This window comes from Campylobacter sp. CNRCH_2015_1657 (assembly GCF_025772685.1).
GTDB lineage: Bacteria > Campylobacterota > Campylobacteria > Campylobacterales > Campylobacteraceae > Campylobacter_D > Campylobacter_D lari_D.
The window spans coordinates 15,665-33,765 of sequence record NZ_JAKMSO010000002.1; the positions used below are offsets into that span (position 1 = coordinate 15,665).

An 18,101-nucleotide genomic window follows, 5' to 3' on the forward strand; every position below is an offset into this window, starting at 1 on the left:
TTTAATTCCAAATTTGCCACCATTTTTTATTTTGTTGTTTTAATTTTTGCATTAAAATATTTTGATTTTTTAATGCAAACTCATTTTCTCCATCAAGCTTTGATAATTCTTTGGTATATTCTAAAACTTGTTTACTCAATCATTTTATTAAAAAATTCTATAGCCTTTTGATAATCTTCCAAATTCTCAAAGTCGCTTCTTAAACAAGAGCTAGATCAATACAAGTTTACAATTTTTTTAAGGCTTTTGTTTGCTTATCTAAAAGTATATAAACTCTAGCTCTGTTAAAATATACTAAATAATATGTATTATCTAGTACATGGTTTTATTGAAAGCCAAAAGTACTTCTTGAAATTTCAAACAATTAAATCCACAAAATGCTCTATTATGATAAGCTTCCAAAAACAATACGCTCGCTTAAAACTTCATCGCATTTTTCAAATTCTGAATTTTCAAAATATTCTTTAGCTAAATCTGATAACTCAGTAATTAAATTATCCAAATCTTAACCCTAGTTTTGATTTTCTTTATTTAAACTTTTCAAAAATTCTTCTATATTATATTTTGTTCTATAGGTTTCACTCATTAAGTGAATCAAAATATCTCCTAAATCAAGCACAGTCCATTCTTCACTACTTTCTATATTTAAAAACTCCTCACCTTTGCTTTTAAGATTAGTTTTTAAATCATCAATCAAAGAAAGCGCGTGTCTTTCCCCCATAGTAGTAGCAATCACTACAAATTTAACAAAATAATCCTTATCTTGCATATCAAAACTTTCTATTAAATCTGCCTTTTTATCATCTAAAATCTGCACTATATTATTAATTCTTTCTTGCATTGTTTTCCTTTTGTTAAATATTTTTAAATTTAGAATAATAAAGCTTAACTTCTTCTTTGATTTGCTCACAAACTTGCGTTGTTTGTAAAGTTTGTCTTATAAAAGATGAAGAGATATTTACTTTAGTATCTAAAGTTTTAAAATGTTTTGGTATAAAAATATCATCTCTTTTAGCTATAACAAATTCTACCAAATTTTGCAATCTTTCAAATTCATGCCATTTTTCAAGACTTTGCAAATGATCAGCTCCTAAAATAAGATAAAATTTTGAAATTTCATATTGCTTATATAAAAATTCAACACTTTCTATACTAGGCACAGGTCTTTGCTTTTTTATTTCAAAATCACAAATTTCAACTTTTATTAAGCTTCCCCAAATTTCCTTGCACCATTTTAAGCGTCTTTGTTCATCTGCAGTAAATTCTTGTTTAAAAAGACTAATAAAAGTAGGCATAATAATGAGCTTATCAAGCTCTAAATTTTCTAATGCATTTAAGACTATAGCATTATGACCTAAATGAGGCGGATCAAAACTACCGCCAAAAAGTGCGATTTTCATTAAAATTTAACCTTTTTTTAGTAGAATTTTATCTACTTAATCATAAAAAGGAAATGAAAATGGCTGTAAAAGTTGCAATAAATGGCTTTGGACGCATTGGAAGATGTGTTGCAAGAATTATCATGAAACGCGATGATATAGAACTTGTAGCGATTAATGATACTACTGATATTGAACTCACAAAATATCTTTTTAAATACGACACCGTTCATGGGGTATATGATGGTAGTGTTGAAAATGAAAATGATGATTTAATAATTGATAATAGAAAAATAAAAGTTTTAAAAAGTAGAAATATAGCAGATTTAGACTTTGCAAAATATGGCGCACAAATTGTTTTAGAGTGCACCGGTGCACACTTAACTATGGAAAAATGTCAAGGATTTTTAGATCATGGAGTGCAAAAAGTCATCATGAGTGCACCTGCAAAAGATAAAACTCCAACCTATGTTTTAGGAGTAAATGCTCACGAATATAAAGGCGAAAATATCATCTCAAATGCAAGTTGTACCACCAACTGCCTAGGACCAATTTGTAGAGTTTTGCAAGATAATTTTGGCATAGAAAAAGGTTTAATGACTACTATACATGCTTACACCAATGGTCAAAGTATTATTGATGCAAAAGCAAGAGATAAAAGAAGATCACGCGCTGCTGCACAAAATATCATCCCTACTTCTACCGGTGCAGCAAAAGCTATGAAGCTTGTTATGCCTGAACTTGATGGAAAATTACATGGTCAAAGCATGCGTGTGCCTGTAGCTGATGTATCAACTGTGGATTTAACTGCAACTTTAAAGAAAAAAGTAAGTAAAGAAGAAATCAATGAAGCCTTTAGAAAAGCAGCTGCTAGTAATTTAAAAGGCATATTATTAGTTGATGATGAAGAAAGAGTTTCAAGTGATTTTATAACTTGCTCTTATGGTGCAATTGTAGCAAGTGATTTAACTCAAGTAATTTGTGATGATTTTGTTAAAGTGGTTGCTTGGTATGATAATGAATGGGGTTATTCTTCTCGTTTAGTAGATATGGCAGTATTTATAGCAAAGGCTTAAGATGAGTAGTATTTTATCGATTAAAGATATTGATCTTGCAAAGAAAAAAGTATTTATAAGATGTGATTTTAATGTTCCTCAAGATGAGTTTTTAAATATCACCGATGATCGTCGTATTCGCTCGGCCATCCCTACTATAAGGTATTGTTTAGATAATGGCTGTGCGGTTATTTTAGCTTCACATTTAGGGCGTCCAAAAGAAATAGCTTCAAAATACTCTTTAGAACCAGTTGCAAAAAGACTTGCACGCTTAATGGCTAAAGAAGTCATCATGGCTAAAGATGTTATAGGTGAAGATGCAAAGAAAAAAGCTAGCGAATTAAAATCAAGTGAAATTTTGCTTTTAGAAAATTTACGCTTTGAAAAGGGTGAAACTAAGAATGATGAAAATTTAGCCAAAGAACTTGCTTCTATGGCTGATGTTTATATTAATGATGCTTTTGGGGTTTGTCATAGAGCCCATGCTAGCGTTGAAGCTATTACAAAATACTTTGATAATACAAACAAGGGTGCGGGATTTTTACTCCAAAAAGAAATTGAGTTTGCAAGCAATCTTATCAAACACCCTGTACGTCCTTTTGTAGCCGTAGTAGGTGGTTCTAAAGTAAGTGGAAAATTACAAGCTTTGACTAACTTACTTCCAAAAGTAGATAAATTAATCATAGGTGGAGGTATGGCCTTTACTTTCTTAAAAGCTCAAGGTTATGATATAGGAAATTCTCTTTTAGAAGAAGATTTAATTGAAGAAGCAAATAAAATCTTACTCAAAGGTAAAAATCTAGGTGTAAAAATTTACCTTCCTGTGGATGTTACAGCAGCACAAACTTGCTCCCAAGAGGCAGTAATGAAATACACCCCTGTGCAAGAAATTCCTGCAGGTTGGATGGGACTTGATATAGGTCCTGCTAGCGTAAGATTATTTAAAGAGGCACTTTCTGATGCTCAAACTATATGGTGGAATGGACCTATGGGGGTTTTTGAAATCGATAAATTCTCAAAAGGTAGCATTAAAATGAGCCATTATATTAGTGAATCTCACGCAACAACTGTAATAGGTGGTGGCGATACTGCTGATGTTGTAGCAAGAGCTGGTGATGCTGATGAGATGACTTTCATTTCAACTGGTGGTGGAGCATCATTAGAACTTATAGAAGGAAAAGAACTTCCTGGTGTAAAACCTTTGACTATAAAGGATAATGAATGATTTTTGCAGCAAATTTAAAGTGCAATCATACAAGATCAAGCTTTGAACTTTATGCTCAAGAATTAAACCAAAACTTAAACAAAGAAGATGAAATTTTCATCTTCCCTCCTAGCATAGCTTTCTTAAAAGACAATTTTTCATTTCAGCAAGGCGCGCAGAATTTCTACCCTTGTGAAAATGGAGCCTATACCGGAGAAATAGGTAAAATTCACTTGGAAGAATTTAATATCAAAAGCGTTTTAATAGGCCACTCTGAAAGGAGAGCTTTAAGTGAAAATGAAAGCTTTTTAAGGGCTAAATTTGATTTTGCAAAAAATCTTGATTTTAATATCATTTATTGTATAGGCGAAAGTTTAGAAACCAAAAATACTAATAAAAGCTTGGATTTTTTAAAAAAACAAATTGAAAATATTGATTTATCTTATAAAAAACTTATCATAGCATATGAGCCTATTTATTCTATAGGCACAGGAGTTAGTGCTAATCTTGATGATATTAATACCATACTTAATTTTTTAAGAGAATTTACTAACGCTAAGCTTTTATATGGTGGAAGTGTTAATCAAAACAATATTAAAGAAATTTGTGCTTTAAAAAATTGTGATGGAGTATTAATAGGTTCAGCCGCATTAAATGCAAGTGATTTTTTAAATATGATACAAACAACCAAAGGTTAAAAAATGTCTTTAAGCAATGAAGAATTAAAAAGCATATTAGAGCATAAAATCGCTCTATTAGAAAACTCGCACAAAGAAGAGAAAAATATCTCATTAGAAGCCGTAAATTCCATCATTAAAATTTTAGGTTTGCCAAATGATTTTGGCCCCTTAGCACATAGATATTTTCAACTTCACACCCCACCTAGTCTCATATGGCTTCATTTAAGTGAATGCACAGGGTGTAGTGAGAGTTTGCTTAGAACTTCATTGCCTGACTTTTTAGATCTGATTTTTGATTTCATTTCTTTAGAATATCATGAAACCTTTATGAGTGCAAGCGGACACCAAGCAGAATCGCATTTAGAGGAAGTTTTAGAAAAAAAAGATTTTCTTTTGGCCGTTGAAGGTGGGGTTTGTGCTATAGATCCTTTTTATCTAACTATAGGAGCACATGGTGAAAATGGATATGAAATTTTACAAAAATGTGCCAAAAATGCTAAAACAATCTTTGCTATGGGAACTTGCTCAAGCTATGGAGGAATTCAAGCTGCACATCCAAACCCTACCAAAAGCATAGGAATTTCCAAAGTCTTGGAAAAAAAAGTAATCAATATACCAGGTTGTCCTCCAAGTGATGTAAATATCATCGCAGCGCTTTGCTTTTATATATTATTTGAACAAGACATGGCTTTAGATGAACAAAATAGACCTTTGGCTTTTTATGGTAAATGTTTGCATGATTTATGTGAAAGAAAAGCTAAATTTGAAGCAGGCAATTTTGCTCAAAGTTTTAACGATGAAAATATAAAACAAGGTTATTGTCTTTTTAAAGTAGGTTGTAAAGGACCTTATGCTTATAATAATTGCCCTAAGGTTAAATTTAATTCCAAAACCTCTTGGCCAGTAGCTGCAGGACATGGCTGTATTGCCTGTAGTGAAGAGAATTTTTGGGATGATTTTGGTTTTTATGAAAAACCTATGAGCAATGAATTTGCTTATAATAATTTTTCTATTATATTGGATAATAAAATAGTCCATAATAGTTCTAACAATGAGCTTAATTCAGATAATATTTTGTTAGATTTAGAAAGTGATACTAGTGGAATTTTTTATCAAAATGACACAAAGATTAATTTTTTAGACTTTAGTTTTGAAGCTAATCCTAAAGTTTTTTTAAATAATTTTGCAAAAACTAAAATGGCTATGACTTTAGTGCAAAATTACCAAGAGCAATTTAAAACATATTATAATTTTATACAAGAAAATTATGATGATGAAAGCAAAATTAGCAATAATATCTTAGATTTATTTTATTTTATATATCCTTTTATTAGCGGAAAAAAATTAAGCCATTTAGATGAGTTTTTAGATCTTGCTTTAGCTTATAAGTTCAAACATCCTAGCAAATTTGATTTTAAAACTACCATTAATGAACAAGCAAAGCTTGATGTTTCTAAGTCAATGCGTATGCCTTTGATTTATATTTTAGGTGGTTTAGATAAAGAAGCTATTGCTTTTGGATTGATTTTTTCTTTAAAAGAAAATTTAAAACAGGCTTTAAAAGCATGTAAAAATATACATAACAAAAAACAAATTTTAATACACTCAAATAATGAAAAAATACTAAAATTATTTTGGGATTTAACGAGTGTTTAAAGACTTAATGATAAAATATTTATCTCCCTAGTATTTGAAATTTGCAAAGCTTAAAAACTTTGCAAATTTATTTAAGATTTAGTTATTTTGACGATATAACTTTATCTTGATTTGAAAGGAACATTATGCAAATTTCTAGCTACAACTCTCAAAATTTTTCTATGGATATAAAAACAAAAAACGGCAATCATCTTTCTTTTTCTATGTACGATAAAAAAGAAGCAAAATTAGATAAAGATGGAAATTCAGCATCTTTGAGTTTAAGAAATCAATTTGGTTTTTCGTTTTCATATAGTGGCACAAAACTTTCGCAAGAAGAAATTGAAGAAATTAAAGAAGCAGTAGCCAAAGTACAGCCTCAAATTGATGAATTTATGAAAAACTCAAGAGTAGGAACCTTAAAGCCAAAAGAGCTTATCACCACTGCGATGAAAATTGGCGATGCTCTGCCTATACCAAAAAATGAAGAGCACAAAAAAGCAACCTTGCATGAGTTATTTAATATTATGGATAAAAGTATAAATAAAGAAATGACAAAAACTGATCTTGAAGATATTAAAAAACAGATTTTCCAAGATAGTGCTAAATTATTAGAAGAAATTTGGAAGCAATATAACAATCAAGAAAAGAAAAAAGAAGAAGAAAATAATAAAGAATTTGGATTTTACGCTTAAGAAGGAAAATAAATGCAAGTAAAAGATATTTTAAAAAGCATGCTAGAACTCCAGCAAAAATTAAATGATGATACTAATGGTATAGGATGGGAAAATGGCTATACCAAAGAAGGTAAATTAATTAGCTTTAGAAGATGCATTTATATGGAGTGTGCTGAACTTATTGATTCTTTTGCTTGGAAGCATTGGAAAAGTATACACACTCCTGCAAACTGGGATAATGTATGTATTGAAATAGTAGATATATGGCATTTTATCTTGAGTTTAATTTTAGAAGAATACAAAGAAAAACAAATTAATGATAAAAATTTCATAGCAGAAGAAGTTTCTTCTGTAAGTTTTTTTGATGATTTTTGCAAAGAAACTTCTAATCCAAATGAAGCAGATATTTATGGAATTTTAAATGATATTGAGCTTATTATCCATAAATGCAGTGGATTTGATTATGATTTAGGTGAGCTTTTAAGTGTCTATTTTATTCTAGCTAGAAAATGTGGCTTAAATTTCTTTAAACTTTACAAAACATATATTGGAAAAAATATTTTAAATCAATTCAGACAAGAAAATGGCTATAAAGAAGGCACATATAAAAAAACATGGAATGGTGTAGAAGATAATGAAGTTTTAAATCAAATTTTAAAAGAAACCTTAGATTATAAAGAAATTTACAAAAAACTTCAAAATTATTACGATGAATTAAAATGAATATTTTATATCTAAGCTTGCAAAATTTTTTTAGTAAACCTTTTTTAAAATTTTCTTTTTTGCCTTTTTTTGTTAGTTTGATTATTTTAGCCTTGCTTGTATTCTACACCTATGATATCTTTTTTTCTTATATTGAAGATGTCATTAGCGGAACTTTCATGGCTTGGTTTTTTAGCTTTTCCATAGTACAATTTTCACTTACATTTTTGAGTGCCATAGGTGGATTTTTCATAGTAGTTTTTGCCTCAGTATTTTTATCCATGCTAATTATTTCTTTTTTAACGCCTTATATAGTAAAAAAAATAAATCAAAAATACTACAACTATTTCATACAAAAAGAAGTAAATTCTTTAGAAGTTTTACTCAAAACATTTAAATTTATATTGACTTTTTGCGTATTATTTATAATCGCTACTTTTTTACTAATCATACCTTTTATAAGTATTGTGATTTATTATGGAGTTTTTTATTATTTATTTCATAAACTTTTACTCTTAGATGTATTAAGCAATGTCTTGGATAAAAATTCTTTTAATAATTTTTATAAGAACTCTTCACCTTTGAACTTTAAAATAAGTACTTTAATATTTTTTATTTTATCAAGCATTCCTTTACTTGGACTATTTTTACAAGTATTTTATGTAATTTTTTTAACTCATTTAAGTTACCAAAAGATCTTAAATTTAGAAGCTAAAAATAATGGATGAGAGAATTAAAAAATTCATTCATTCTCAAAAACTCTTAACCTTGAGCGTGCAAGATAATGATGAAATATATTGCGCAAGTTGCTATTATGCTTTTGATGATAAAAATCTTGCATTGATTTTTGCTAGCGAAGAACATACTAAACACATTCAGCTTTCTTATAAAAATCCAAAAGTAGGAGTTAATATAGCACTAGATACAAATATTATCAATCTTATTAAAGGAGTGCAAATTAAAGCTATTTTTAGAAAAGCTACCGCAGAACAAGAAAAAATATATTATGAAAAATTTCCCTTTGCAAAACTTGCAAAAGCTTGTATTTTTGCTCTAAATATACAATGGGCAAAATATACCGATAATAAAATTCTACTTTCTAAAAAATTAGAATTTTTTATTTAAAAATATCCTAAAAATATAATATTTTTTAATAAAAATTAATTTTTTTATAATTTTTTAAATATTTTTTTAATAAAATCATACAAACCATCATAATCATAAAGTCAAATATTGACTTTATCAAGGAGAAAAAATGCTCTCTTCTATTAAGAAATACCTACTAGGTAATTTTTCCAACAAAATAGCTTTCTTAGTTTGTATTTTTGTTGTAGTTTTGCTATGTATTTTAGGTTTTTTTAATTATGTTAAATCTAAATCCAATAGCCATACACTGTTAGTTCAGTTTCAACAAAAGGTTGCTTTTGATGTGAGCAAAAGATTTGATTTATACGCAAGCGATAGACGCAATGTGATCAATTCTTTAACAAAATACATCAAAGAAAATAAAAATAATCTAAATTCAACACAATATACTAGTTTATTAAATTCTATAGGAAATTCTTTGGGTTTTGATTTAACCTATGTGGGTTTTGAAGATGGAACTATATTTAGATCAAATGGCAATAATCAAACTCCAGAAAGTGGTTATGATCCTAGATCTAGAGGATGGTATAAAGAAGCCAAGGAAAAAAGAGAGTTAATTGTCACAGATCCTTACATATCATCTAGCATGCAAAAACCAACCATTTCTTATGCTAGTCCTATTATAGACAATGGAAAAGTTATAGGTGTAGTTGCTGCTGATTATGATTTGAAAAAATTCTCAGAAGAAGTTTTGGCTATAGGTAAAACACCTTATTCACATGCTGCTGTTTTAGCTGATGATGGAACTTATCTTTTTCATACCGATTCTTCCAAAATCTTAACCTCAACTAATATTAGTAAAGATATTATTTCAAATTATTTTAAAACAACTGAAGGTGCAAACAAAAGTCTTTCTAGGGATATTTTCAAAATTCAAACTAAAGAAGAAGGGATCAAAGCTTTAATTTGTAATGGTAGTATCAATCCAAAATATACTATTTGCTCTATAGCTGATTATGATTTTTACAGTGATACAGCTAAACAAACATTGATGGAACAAATTATTATTTCCTTAATTGCTATTTTTATTACTTTGATTTTTATTAGAATAATCATTTCTTATAATCTTAAGCCAATTGCTATTATATCTTCAGGCTTGCATAATTTCTTTAACTATTTAAATCATAAAGACATTCATTCACACCCTATTAAACTAAAAACTCAAGATGAATTTGGAAAAATGGCTGATGAGATTAATGAAAATATTAATATTATCAAAGAGGCTTTAAGTAAAGATGCAAAAGCTATTGAAGAATCTGTAAATGTTGCTAGAAAAATAGAAACAGGTGAGCTTAATTTACACATTAGCTCTCATGCTAACAATCCACAAATTCAAGAACTCATAGATGTTTTAAATAAAATGCTTGATACTTTACAACAAAAAATTGGTAATAATTTAAACGAAATTCAAGCGGTATTTGATAGTTATAAACAATTGGATTTTACTGCAGCTATTAATACCCCAAAAGGCGATGTTGAAAAAGCAATCAATGCCCTTGGGAATGAAATCAAAAACATGCTTTCAAAATCACTAAACCAAGGTGAGTTATTAAATCAAAAAGCCGAAGCACTCAAACAAAGTATGCATGAACTTACAAATGATGCCACACATCAAACCTCATCATTACAAGAAAGTGCAAGAGCTTTAGAGCAAATGAATTCAACTATGAGTGAAATTTCTATCAAAGCACAAGATGTAGTTAAACAAAGTAATGATATTAAAAGTGTTACCACTATGATTTCAGATATTGCTGATCAAATTAATCTACTTGCATTAAATGCTGCTATTGAAGCAGCTCGTGCAGGAGAACATGGTCGTGGCTTTGCTGTTGTTGCTGATGAAGTTAGAAACTTAGCAGAAAGAACTCAAAAGTCTTTAGGTGAGATTGAAGCTAATACTAATATCTTAGCCCAGTCTATAAATGATATGGGCGAAGCTATAAAGGAAGAAGCTAATGATATTAGCCAAATTAATGAGTCAGTGGCTACTATAGAAAAACTTACACAACAAAATTCTCAAACAGCAATACATACAAATGCTATTGCAAATGAAGTAGATTCTTTAGCACAAGATATATTAAGTGAAACAAAAAAAAGAAAATTTTAAAAGATGCCTTTTTGGCATCTAGATTTAAGAAAAAGAAGGTTTAATTTGTTCTAACCAAGCATCAATTCTACTTTCGGTTAAATCCTCATGGTTATCATTATCTAATGCAAGCCCTACAAATTTATCTCCTTCTACCGCATCACTTGATTCAAAAGTATAACCACCTGTAGAAACTGAACCTACTAAATTTGCACCTGCTGCTTTTAAAGCCTGAGCAAGTTTTCCCATAGCACTACAATATGTATCTGAGTAGCTTTCACTATCTCCCATACCAAAAACTGCAACGGTTTTTCCACTAAGATTTAAAGCTGAAAAATCAAAACTATCCCAATCATCTTGAAAATCTCCACTTCCCCAAGTAGAAGTTCCGCAGATTAATTTATCATAAGAATTGATTTTTTCTGCATTAATATCTGCAATATTTAACACATCTGAAATTCCTAATTTTTGAGCGATCATATTTGCCGCACCTTCGGTATTTCCCATAGAGCTACCATAAATTACTGCTACTGACATTTAACATCTCCTTAAAATTTGATTATTAATAGTATAGGGAACTAATTTTAGCAAAGTTTTGTTATTTTCACATAAATTATGTCTTATTTCTTTATGTTGAGTAAAATTTTTATTTCTTGGATACACAATATAAAATATTTCAAAAACATTTTTTTTGATAATTTGCAAAGCTAAATTTATATCCTTTTTATTATCTTCAAAAAAAGAAGGCATAATAGCCATTTTATCATTGATAATAATGATATTTTCTTGAATATCTACCCTAGCCTTTACATTGCTTTTACAAATTTTATCATACACAAAAGACTCAAAAGCCACCTGTGGATCTAAGATAAAATTTGATGACATAAAAACATTTTGTATTAATCTAGCTAAAGCATATTTTGGCATCTTTGCTTCAAGCTGTAATTTATTTAAATTTCCTTCTTTATATGCTTTGATGATTTTATGAGAATATGGACAAAATTGTTTTATTTTACTAAATTTCAAAACCCTTTCTGTGATCATATTTTGGATTTTTAACTCAAAAATATTTCTTAAACTAGTAGCTTTTTTTGCATAAATATAAGGTATTTTTAGATCATTTTCCACCAAAGAATTATACAAATTCAAAAAAATAAAATTAATATTTTCTTGTTCTAAATCTCTAAATATTTTAGGTACCAAATCCTCTTTGTTATTAAAACCAAACATGTTATGCCTTCTTTGTACATTCATAAGTTTGATCAAGACCAAAAACCTTACAATATTCACAATATACACAACTCACACTGCGTTTAGCGCAAACCAAAGGTATATTGCGTTTTTTTGCCTCTGTTTTAATTTTTTTCATGGTGTTGTGATTTAAAAAACTAGTAAGCATAACTATGCATTCAGTATTTTGTGGAATAGGTTTTCTATTTACCCTATTTTCATTTCTAGCATCCCAATGCTCTATACTTTTTGCGCCTAAATTTGTCAAAACTGCCTTAATTGGAGTAATTTCATCTGCACCTATAACCAAAACTGACATTGAGCTTTCCTTTTATAAAAATGATAATTGTTATTATAATTTATAAAAGATAAATTTTAACTGATACTCAATATCAATTTTTAAAATTATGTATTATAGGTTTGATCAAAAATATCTGCGTGTAAAATCTCTTCTAAAACCACTGTAGCATATGAACCTTTTTGCAAGAAAAATTCTAAAGTAAAATGAGCTTTTTCTTCATCATAATAACTTTTACAATCTTGCAAATAAGACCACATAAAGCGTCTTGAACCTTGCATTTTATCTTTAAACTCATATGCAAAAGAAAAAATCTCATCTTCTAATTTTTTAGCTAGACCTTCATTTGTTTCATAAACTTTAGAGCCTATTAAAAGCCCCATAGAACTAATATCTTTTTGATTAAATCTTTCTACTTCACTTGGCAAATCTTCACATACAAAGCATTTACCAAAAGGATAATGCCCTAAAACTTCACCTTTTAAAAGCTTAAAAAACTGCTTTTGATTTTTTAAACTTTTGATTTCATCTTTATCTAAATCATAAATTTGTTTTATTTCTTTTTCACTAAAATCATTGATAAAATGTGATAATTCCACCCTTTTACTCAAATATCTGTTAAAAAGTTCGCTTTGAAAGGCAGAAATTAAAAATTCTTGTATTTTTTTATTTTTGATTTTTTTACCTTTTAAAATTTCTAGTCCTTGTAAAAAATTATCTTGAAATTTACCAAAACGCTGATATCCAAAATAATTAGCAAAACCTTGTTCTTGGATATTTTTGAAAGCTTGTTCTATTTTTAAAGCATCTACTTTTGAAACTTTTTTTAATCTTATAAAAAATGAATTTCCTTTTAAATGCCCTATTCTAAGTTTATTATCATGATAAAAACTTTCTAAAATTTTCATCTTATCATGTTTAAAATTTTTTAAGCCCTCTTCAAATTTTTTAGGCATAGAAATATATTGAAAAGTTAAGCCTTGTTTATCTTTTAAACCACTATAACCAAAATCTCTCATTTTAACACCGCTTTGCTCACTTAAAATTCTCAAAGCTTCACTGGTGCTTAGATCTTTTTTTTGTATATGTAAAATAAGATGTTCACCTTTACCACTAAATTCATACAAAGGCTTTTCTCTTACTACAAAATCATTACTATTTTTTGAAAAATACACATTTATCGGGCTGTGTTTTAAAGTATATAAGGGCTTAAAAATGATGTTCTCTTCCATAAAATTTATACCTTCCTGTTGTTGTTTTTGCAAAAATATTTAGTTTAATTCTATGTTTTTTAGCCATATTTTGTATAAATACTTTATGTTTTTTATCAAAAGCAAATAAAATTTCATACTCTTCTGCACTATTTAAGCTAAATTTATCTAATTTTTTAAGAAATTTTATACCAAGTTGATTTATAAAGAGCATTCTCGATAGATCCTTATTTAAACCATCTGAAATATCCATACTTACTCTGACTTTTTTTGCTATATCATAAAAAAATTTCTGCCTTAAATTTGGTTTTATAAAACGATGTTTAGAATGTAATTTTCCACCGCGAAATAGTATATTTAAACCTTTTAAACTCTCACCTAACTTCCCACTAAAAGCAAGCAAATCTCCCTTTTTTAAACCTTTTCTAAAAATAGCCCTTTTATTCACTTTAGAAATAATAGTTATACTAATATTAATTTTCCTATCTGCTATAGTATCTCCGCCTATAATTTGCACCCCAAATTCTTTTGCGCTATCTAGCAAGCCTTTTTGCAAAGATTTAACTTGTTTCATTTCTAAACATTTTGGTAAAGAAAGCCCTAAAAGAGCGTATTTTGGTGTAGCATTCATAGCAATTGCATCAGAAATATTAACGAGCATAGCTTTTGCGCCAATTTGCTCTAAACTCATCCAAGAGCGTTTAAAATGCACATCCTCACAAAATAAATCTTTAGAATAACAATATCCATCGATGATTGCTCCATCATCTCCGTTGATAGAATTTGCAAAAGCATTTATAATAAATTTTTCTTTATCCATGTGAATATTTTATACAAAAAGCTTTTAATTTTATATAATAATCAAATTTTTATAAGTTTAAAATGTATATAATCAAAAATAATACCAAGGATAAAAAATGCAAATAACTTTAAGAATTTTTCGTTTTGATAAAGATAGTGATTATTTAGCTTATTATAAACCATATGTTTATGATAGTAAAAATTTTAAAAGTGTTTATGATATTTTAAGTCAGATTAAAAAAGATGATATATATTTTGATTTTGAAGAAAATCCAGAAAGTTGTATTAAAGTTAATCAAGTTACCATTAGACAAAGAAGAGATTTAAGTAATATTATTGAAAGATTTGGAAAAGAACTCATCATAGAACCACTCGATACTAAAAGAGCTATTAAAGACTTGATCATGGATAAGAGTGATTTTTTAGAAAAACTTGAGCTTTTTAAAGGACTTATTGACATACATGATATAGAGCTTTACAAGCAATATGACTTTTTATATTATACAAGCGAAGTAAGAGAATTTCTACCTGAATATCTAGGAGATAGTTTCTTTATATTTGCCTATAAAATGCTACTTAAATATCCAGAAAAAACTCCACAATTTTTAAAATTGATAGCAGATGAAGAAAAAGGAATTTATTATCATACTAAATTCAAAAATTTTATTTCATCTAATGAGCTTGACTATGAATCTTACATCAAAGAATTAAAAGTTATGCTTGTAAAATCAGGTCTTGCAAGAAGTATTTTTTAAGGAATTAAAATGTATAAAATTTATACCAATAGCAATAATGATTTATTTTGTTATTTTGATATTATCAAAAATGTCTTAGATACAGTCGGTGTTGAAAGCACATTATGCGAAAAACCTTTGGGTAAAAATTATTTTATTATTGACTATGATCCTAAAGATATTTTAGATGAATATTCTAGAATGATGGATGAGAATAATATCTTAGCTTGCGAATATAGCTCTTATGAAATTATGAGTAAAATCGATAAGATTAAATACGCTCCAGAGTTTTTTTTAAAATACTTAAAAACAGAACACATTAAATATTTTTTTGATAAATTTAACATAGGTGTATATCAAGGATTTTCCCATGCTAATTGCTCTTTAGAACTTGCTAAGATTCTTAAAGCAAATATAATTGATTTTGAAAGAAAATATAAGAGTTGTGGCTATGGGTTCTTAAGTTTAAATGCGCGATTAGCTTATAAAAGTGCAACAGCAATCATTTTAGATGCTTATGATAGTGGTTGTGATTTTTTAGTTGTAGAAGATTTTTATTCTTTTTATATGTTTGATAAGTGTTCTAAAGAATTACAAGCAATTTCAAATAGAAATTTTGAAGATTTTTATATTTTAAGTTTCGCAGAGCTTGCAAATTTAGCTCTAGGTATAGTACCATACACTTTAAAAAAACACAAATTAAAAGTGAGTTTAGTCAATGAAAATCGCTCTTGAATGCAAGGATTTAATTTTAGAAAAAACTTTAGAAATTGCTTTAAAAGATTTTTTAGTTTTAAAAAAAGATTGTGATTTTTTAGTCTGTGATGAAAAAATCAACACACAAAAGCCACAATTTATCATCAACAAAAAATCAAATTTCTTAACTCACCCTTTTAACATAGAAGAGTTGCTATGTGCTTTAAATGATTTCAATGTAAGCTTGCAAAATATTGCCTATAAAATAGCAATGCGTGAGAAAAAAATTATGAATCAAAAATGTGAAGCCATTTTAGAACAACTACGCCAAGAAAGTCATGAAAAAATCGATGCAATATTTGATCTTTATAAAACAGAGTTAAAAAATCTTATCAAAGAAGAAAGTAATAATGCATAAAACACAAGAATATCAAAGCGTAAGAGATTTTTTAAAAAATTACAAAGAGGATAAAAAAACAAGCTCAAAAAAACAAGCTCAAAAAATTTACACCACCATAGAAAGTGGAATTTATAAGGGTAAAAAAATTTTACTTCCTAGCCTAGATACCACAAGAAGCACTAAAAGCATAGTAAAATCATGTGTTTTTAATGTTTTGCGTTTTTCTTTGCAAGATAAGGTTTTTATAGAGGCCTTTGGAGGAAGTGCTTTAATGGCATTAGAAGCAAGAAGCAATGGTTGTTTAAAAAGTTATGCCATAGAAAAAGATAAAAAGGCTTATGAAATAGCTTTAAAAAACGCTTCTGGTGTTGATCAAAATACTCTTTGTTTTAATGATGATACTTTTAAAAAAACTCCTCAAATTATTCAAAATTCCAAAGAAGATATTATTTTATATCTTGATCCTCCATTTGATATTAGAGAAGGTTTTTTTGATATTTATGAAAAAACTTTAAAATTGATAGAAAATATACAAAATTCAAATGTAAAAATCATTATCATTGAACACCACAGCACTTTTAAAACTCCAACTAAAATACAAGATTATGAAAAAACTAAAGAAAAAAAATTTGGCTCAACTACTCTAAGTTTTTACTCCTTTATATAAATTTGGAACTTTTTTTGCTTTAATTTTTATGAAAATAGCATAGATTAAAGGAAGAATCGATGAGAATATTATTATTTTGCTTGGTATTAAATCTAAGCATTTTTGCAGCTACTATCAAAGAACTTACCAATGTAGTGGGTGTTAGAGATAACCAACTTATAGGATATGGTTTGGTTGTTGGTTTAAATGGAAGTGGAGATGGTACAAGTAGTGAATTTACTCTACAATCTATTTCAAATATGCTTCAAGGTATGAATGTAAAAGTTAGCCCAGGCGATATAAAATCAAAAAATACAGCAGCAGTAATGGTAACAGCAAAACTTCCTGCTTTTGCAAGAAGCGGAGATAAACTTGATGTAAGTGTAGCTTCTTTAGGTGATGCAAAATCTTTACAAGGTGGAACCTTACTTATGACGGCTCTAAAAGGAGTTGATGGAGAAATTTATGCAGTAGCTCAAGGTTCTTTAGCTATAGGTGGACTTAGCCCAAGACCGGGTGCAGCAGGAACACACTCAACCTCAGCAAATGTTATTAATGGCGCTGTGGTAGAAAGAGAAATTCCACAAAACTTTAGTCAAAGTGAAGATTTGATTTTAAGCTTAAAAGAAGCAGATTTTAAAACAGCTAATAATATAGAAAGAGTTTTAAATACTATTTTTGACGCAGATATAGCAAAAGCTTTAGATTCTAGAACTATAAAATTAACAAAACCTGAAGAATTTTCTCATGTTGAATTTATGGCAAGAGTATTAGAACAAGATATAGCTTATACCCCAGAGAGCAAAGTAATCATTGATGAAAGAACAGGAACTATCGTTGCGGGAGTAAATATAGAAGTTGAACCTATATTAATTACTCATAAAGATATTACTATAAAAATTGATCCAAACAATACCGTAGCTTTAGGACAAAATGAAATCGATATGAAAGATGGTGGTATTTTAGACCCTGTATCTAATACTTTAAAAATCACAAACAATAAAACAACAGTAGCAAACATAGCTAGAATGTTAAATAAACTTGGAGCAGCACCAAATGATATCATAGCTATTATGCAAAATCTAAAAAGAGCTGGTGCAATCAGTGCTGAATTAGAGGTGATATGATGAGAGTTGATAATTATTTAGCGAGTAAAAATTACAGCAGTGAGCTTTATGAAAACATTACCAAGTATAATAATAGCTATAAGGCTGCTAAAAACTATGCAGATAGTGCTTTTAAAAATGATTTAACTCATATACAAGCATTAAATGATGAAGATAAAGCTTTAAAAGAACAAACCGATGCTTTTGAAGCTTTCTTAATCAAAAGTGTTTTGGATATTTCTTTAAAACAAGAAAATTCTTTATTTGGAAAAGATGCAAGTGATGAAATTTATTCATCTATGTATAATGATACTATGAGTAAAGCATTAAGTGGTGGTTTAGGTTTTTCAAAATTATTATTTGATTATTTAAAAGAAAGGCGTTAAGTTATTTTTTTAAGTGTCGATATGGTTCT

23 protein-coding genes and 1 pseudogene are annotated in these 18,101 nt (G+C 28.3%); 16 read left to right on the top strand and 8 right to left on the bottom strand.

Annotation, left to right across the window (positions count from 1 at the left end):
- Position 1: 1 nt before the first annotated feature.
- The 3 genes from L8X27_RS01845 to nadD form a co-directional block, all read right to left on the bottom strand.
- Positions 2-139: a hypothetical protein gene (locus L8X27_RS01845; RefSeq protein WP_220566298.1), complete on the bottom strand. Its 138-nt coding sequence runs from the start codon at positions 137-139 to the stop codon at positions 2-4.
- A 372-nt stretch (positions 140-511) separates the two neighbouring features.
- Positions 512-841 (bottom strand): ribosome silencing factor, encoded by a 330-nt coding sequence (rsfS, locus tag L8X27_RS01850; RefSeq protein WP_133319354.1) that lies wholly within the window; start codon positions 839-841, stop codon positions 512-514.
- Between the two features lie 13 nt (positions 842-854).
- Positions 855-1,400, bottom strand: coding sequence for a nicotinate (nicotinamide) nucleotide adenylyltransferase (nadD, locus tag L8X27_RS01855; protein WP_220566299.1), 546 nt, complete (start codon positions 1,398-1,400; stop codon positions 855-857).
- 59 nt (positions 1,401-1,459) lie between these two features.
- On the opposite strand from nadD, the gene gap reads away from it, so the two are divergent.
- The 10 genes and pseudogenes from gap (at position 1,460) to L8X27_RS08030 (ending at position 10,585) form a co-directional block, all read left to right on the top strand.
- Positions 1,460-2,455: a type I glyceraldehyde-3-phosphate dehydrogenase gene (gap, locus tag L8X27_RS01860; protein ID WP_263670987.1), complete on the top strand. Its 996-nt coding sequence runs from the start codon at positions 1,460-1,462 to the stop codon at positions 2,453-2,455.
- Between the two features lies 1 nt (position 2,456).
- Positions 2,457-3,659, top strand: coding sequence for a phosphoglycerate kinase (locus L8X27_RS01865; RefSeq protein WP_263670988.1), 1,203 nt, complete (start codon positions 2,457-2,459; stop codon positions 3,657-3,659).
- Complete coding sequence (locus L8X27_RS01870; RefSeq protein ID WP_263670989.1) at positions 3,656-4,336, top strand: triose-phosphate isomerase; 681 nt, start codon at positions 3,656-3,658, stop codon at positions 4,334-4,336. Before L8X27_RS01865 ends, L8X27_RS01870 begins: the two co-directional genes overlap by 4 nt.
- Before the next feature lie 3 nt (positions 4,337-4,339).
- Positions 4,340-5,974, top strand: coding sequence for a hydrogenase small subunit (locus tag L8X27_RS01875; protein WP_263670990.1), 1,635 nt, complete (start codon positions 4,340-4,342; stop codon positions 5,972-5,974).
- 125 nt (positions 5,975-6,099) lie between these two features.
- Entirely contained in the window at positions 6,100-6,648 is a 549-nt protein-coding gene (locus tag L8X27_RS01880) for an ATP-binding protein (RefSeq protein WP_263670991.1), read from the top strand.
- 12 nt (positions 6,649-6,660) lie between these two features.
- A complete protein-coding gene (locus L8X27_RS01885; protein WP_133319361.1) occupies positions 6,661-7,353 on the top strand; it encodes a dUTP diphosphatase in 693 nt (230 codons plus the stop codon).
- Entirely contained in the window at positions 7,350-8,060 is a 711-nt protein-coding gene (locus L8X27_RS01890; protein ID WP_133319362.1) for an EI24 domain-containing protein, read from the top strand. Before L8X27_RS01885 ends, L8X27_RS01890 begins: the two co-directional genes overlap by 4 nt.
- Complete coding sequence (locus L8X27_RS01895; protein ID WP_263661056.1) at positions 8,053-8,457, top strand: hypothetical protein; 405 nt, start codon at positions 8,053-8,055, stop codon at positions 8,455-8,457. Before L8X27_RS01890 ends, L8X27_RS01895 begins: the two co-directional genes overlap by 8 nt.
- A 130-nt stretch (positions 8,458-8,587) precedes the next feature.
- Positions 8,588-9,259, top strand: a pseudogene (locus L8X27_RS08025) (cache domain-containing protein); the annotation flags it as partial.
- A gap of 801 nt (positions 9,260-10,060) precedes the next feature.
- Positions 10,061-10,585, top strand: a complete 525-nt coding sequence (locus L8X27_RS08030; RefSeq protein ID WP_393921402.1) for a methyl-accepting chemotaxis protein — start codon at positions 10,061-10,063, stop codon at positions 10,583-10,585.
- 24 nt (positions 10,586-10,609) lie between these two features.
- Here the strand turns inward: L8X27_RS08030 and fldA are convergent, their stop codons facing one another.
- The 5 genes from fldA to L8X27_RS01925 form a co-directional block, all read right to left on the bottom strand.
- Positions 10,610-11,101: a flavodoxin FldA gene (gene fldA, locus L8X27_RS01905; protein ID WP_133319365.1), complete on the bottom strand. Its 492-nt coding sequence runs from the start codon at positions 11,099-11,101 to the stop codon at positions 10,610-10,612.
- Complete coding sequence (locus tag L8X27_RS01910; RefSeq protein WP_133319366.1) at positions 11,102-11,794, bottom strand: hypothetical protein; 693 nt, start codon at positions 11,792-11,794, stop codon at positions 11,102-11,104.
- 1 nt (position 11,795) lies between these two features.
- Positions 11,796-12,113, bottom strand: a complete 318-nt coding sequence (locus L8X27_RS01915) for a DUF2325 domain-containing protein (protein ID WP_039666680.1) — start codon at positions 12,111-12,113, stop codon at positions 11,796-11,798.
- Between the two features lie 86 nt (positions 12,114-12,199).
- Complete coding sequence (truD, locus tag L8X27_RS01920; protein ID WP_263671117.1) at positions 12,200-13,333, bottom strand: tRNA pseudouridine(13) synthase TruD; 1,134 nt, start codon at positions 13,331-13,333, stop codon at positions 12,200-12,202.
- The gene (locus L8X27_RS01925) at positions 13,302-14,123 is read right to left on the bottom strand and encodes a thiamine-phosphate kinase (protein WP_263659831.1); all 822 of its coding nucleotides are present in this window, start codon (positions 14,121-14,123) and stop codon (positions 13,302-13,304) included. The genes truD and L8X27_RS01925 overlap by 32 nt, the downstream gene beginning before the upstream one ends.
- Positions 14,124-14,220: 97 nt before the next feature.
- Between L8X27_RS01925 and L8X27_RS01930 the strand changes: the two genes are divergently transcribed.
- Genes L8X27_RS01930 through L8X27_RS01955 form a run of 6 tightly spaced genes read left to right on the top strand, consistent with a single transcriptional unit; the run spans position 14,221 to position 18,072 of the window.
- Positions 14,221-14,859 carry a DUF5644 domain-containing protein gene (locus tag L8X27_RS01930; protein WP_133319369.1) on the top strand — a complete coding sequence of 213 codons (639 nt, stop codon included), beginning with the start codon at positions 14,221-14,223 and terminating at the stop codon, positions 14,857-14,859.
- A gap of 9 nt (positions 14,860-14,868) precedes the next feature.
- Positions 14,869-15,573 carry a hypothetical protein gene (locus L8X27_RS01935; RefSeq protein WP_263670993.1) on the top strand — a complete coding sequence of 235 codons (705 nt, stop codon included), beginning with the start codon at positions 14,869-14,871 and terminating at the stop codon, positions 15,571-15,573.
- Positions 15,557-15,952 carry a hypothetical protein gene (locus tag L8X27_RS01940; RefSeq protein ID WP_263670994.1) on the top strand — a complete coding sequence of 132 codons (396 nt, stop codon included), beginning with the start codon at positions 15,557-15,559 and terminating at the stop codon, positions 15,950-15,952. The genes L8X27_RS01935 and L8X27_RS01940 overlap by 17 nt, the downstream gene beginning before the upstream one ends.
- Positions 15,945-16,601 (top strand): RsmD family RNA methyltransferase, encoded by a 657-nt coding sequence (locus tag L8X27_RS01945; RefSeq protein ID WP_133319372.1) that lies wholly within the window; start codon positions 15,945-15,947, stop codon positions 16,599-16,601. The genes L8X27_RS01940 and L8X27_RS01945 overlap by 8 nt, the downstream gene beginning before the upstream one ends.
- A gap of 59 nt (positions 16,602-16,660) precedes the next feature.
- The gene (locus L8X27_RS01950; protein WP_263666252.1) at positions 16,661-17,707 is read left to right on the top strand and encodes a flagellar basal body P-ring protein FlgI; all 1,047 of its coding nucleotides are present in this window, start codon (positions 16,661-16,663) and stop codon (positions 17,705-17,707) included.
- Positions 17,707-18,072, top strand: a complete 366-nt coding sequence (locus L8X27_RS01955; RefSeq protein ID WP_263670995.1) for a rod-binding protein — start codon at positions 17,707-17,709, stop codon at positions 18,070-18,072. Before L8X27_RS01950 ends, L8X27_RS01955 begins: the two co-directional genes overlap by 1 nt.
- The last annotated feature ends 29 nt before the right edge of the window (positions 18,073-18,101 follow it).

Excerpts from the sequence above, each read along its gene's own strand:
- L8X27_RS01945 (WP_133319372.1), top strand. The coding sequence starts at position 15,945 with ATGCATAAAACACAAGAATATCAAAGCGTAAGAGATTTTTTAAAAAAT.
- L8X27_RS01890 (WP_133319362.1), top strand. The coding sequence starts at position 7,350 with ATGAATATTTTATATCTAAGCTTGCAAAATTTTTTTAGTAAACCTTTT.
- L8X27_RS01880 (WP_263670991.1), top strand. The coding sequence starts at position 6,100 with ATGCAAATTTCTAGCTACAACTCTCAAAATTTTTCTATGGATATAAAA.
- nadD (WP_220566299.1), bottom strand. The coding sequence starts at position 1,400 with ATGAAAATCGCACTTTTTGGCGGTAGTTTTGATCCGCCTCATTTAGGT.
- L8X27_RS01875 (WP_263670990.1), top strand. The coding sequence starts at position 4,340 with ATGTCTTTAAGCAATGAAGAATTAAAAAGCATATTAGAGCATAAAATC.
- L8X27_RS01910 (WP_133319366.1), bottom strand. The coding sequence starts at position 11,794 with ATGTTTGGTTTTAATAACAAAGAGGATTTGGTACCTAAAATATTTAGA.
- L8X27_RS01870 (WP_263670989.1), top strand. The coding sequence starts at position 3,656 with ATGATTTTTGCAGCAAATTTAAAGTGCAATCATACAAGATCAAGCTTT.
- L8X27_RS01955 (WP_263670995.1), top strand. The coding sequence starts at position 17,707 with ATGAGAGTTGATAATTATTTAGCGAGTAAAAATTACAGCAGTGAGCTT.
- L8X27_RS01885 (WP_133319361.1), top strand. The coding sequence starts at position 6,661 with ATGCAAGTAAAAGATATTTTAAAAAGCATGCTAGAACTCCAGCAAAAA.
- L8X27_RS01895 (WP_263661056.1), top strand. The coding sequence starts at position 8,053 with ATGGATGAGAGAATTAAAAAATTCATTCATTCTCAAAAACTCTTAACC.
- L8X27_RS01925 (WP_263659831.1), bottom strand. The coding sequence starts at position 14,123 with ATGGATAAAGAAAAATTTATTATAAATGCTTTTGCAAATTCTATCAAC.
- fldA (WP_133319365.1), bottom strand. The coding sequence starts at position 11,101 with ATGTCAGTAGCAGTAATTTATGGTAGCTCTATGGGAAATACCGAAGGT.
- L8X27_RS01935 (WP_263670993.1), top strand. The coding sequence starts at position 14,869 with ATGTATAAAATTTATACCAATAGCAATAATGATTTATTTTGTTATTTT.
- L8X27_RS08030 (WP_393921402.1), top strand. The coding sequence starts at position 10,061 with ATGCATGAACTTACAAATGATGCCACACATCAAACCTCATCATTACAA.
- L8X27_RS01940 (WP_263670994.1), top strand. The coding sequence starts at position 15,557 with ATGAAAATCGCTCTTGAATGCAAGGATTTAATTTTAGAAAAAACTTTA.
- L8X27_RS01865 (WP_263670988.1), top strand. The coding sequence starts at position 2,457 with ATGAGTAGTATTTTATCGATTAAAGATATTGATCTTGCAAAGAAAAAA.
- L8X27_RS01930 (WP_133319369.1), top strand. The coding sequence starts at position 14,221 with ATGCAAATAACTTTAAGAATTTTTCGTTTTGATAAAGATAGTGATTAT.
- rsfS (WP_133319354.1), bottom strand. The coding sequence starts at position 841 with ATGCAAGAAAGAATTAATAATATAGTGCAGATTTTAGATGATAAAAAG.
- L8X27_RS01915 (WP_039666680.1), bottom strand. The coding sequence starts at position 12,113 with ATGTCAGTTTTGGTTATAGGTGCAGATGAAATTACTCCAATTAAGGCA.
- L8X27_RS01950 (WP_263666252.1), top strand. The coding sequence starts at position 16,661 with ATGAGAATATTATTATTTTGCTTGGTATTAAATCTAAGCATTTTTGCA.
- gap (WP_263670987.1), top strand. The coding sequence starts at position 1,460 with ATGGCTGTAAAAGTTGCAATAAATGGCTTTGGACGCATTGGAAGATGT.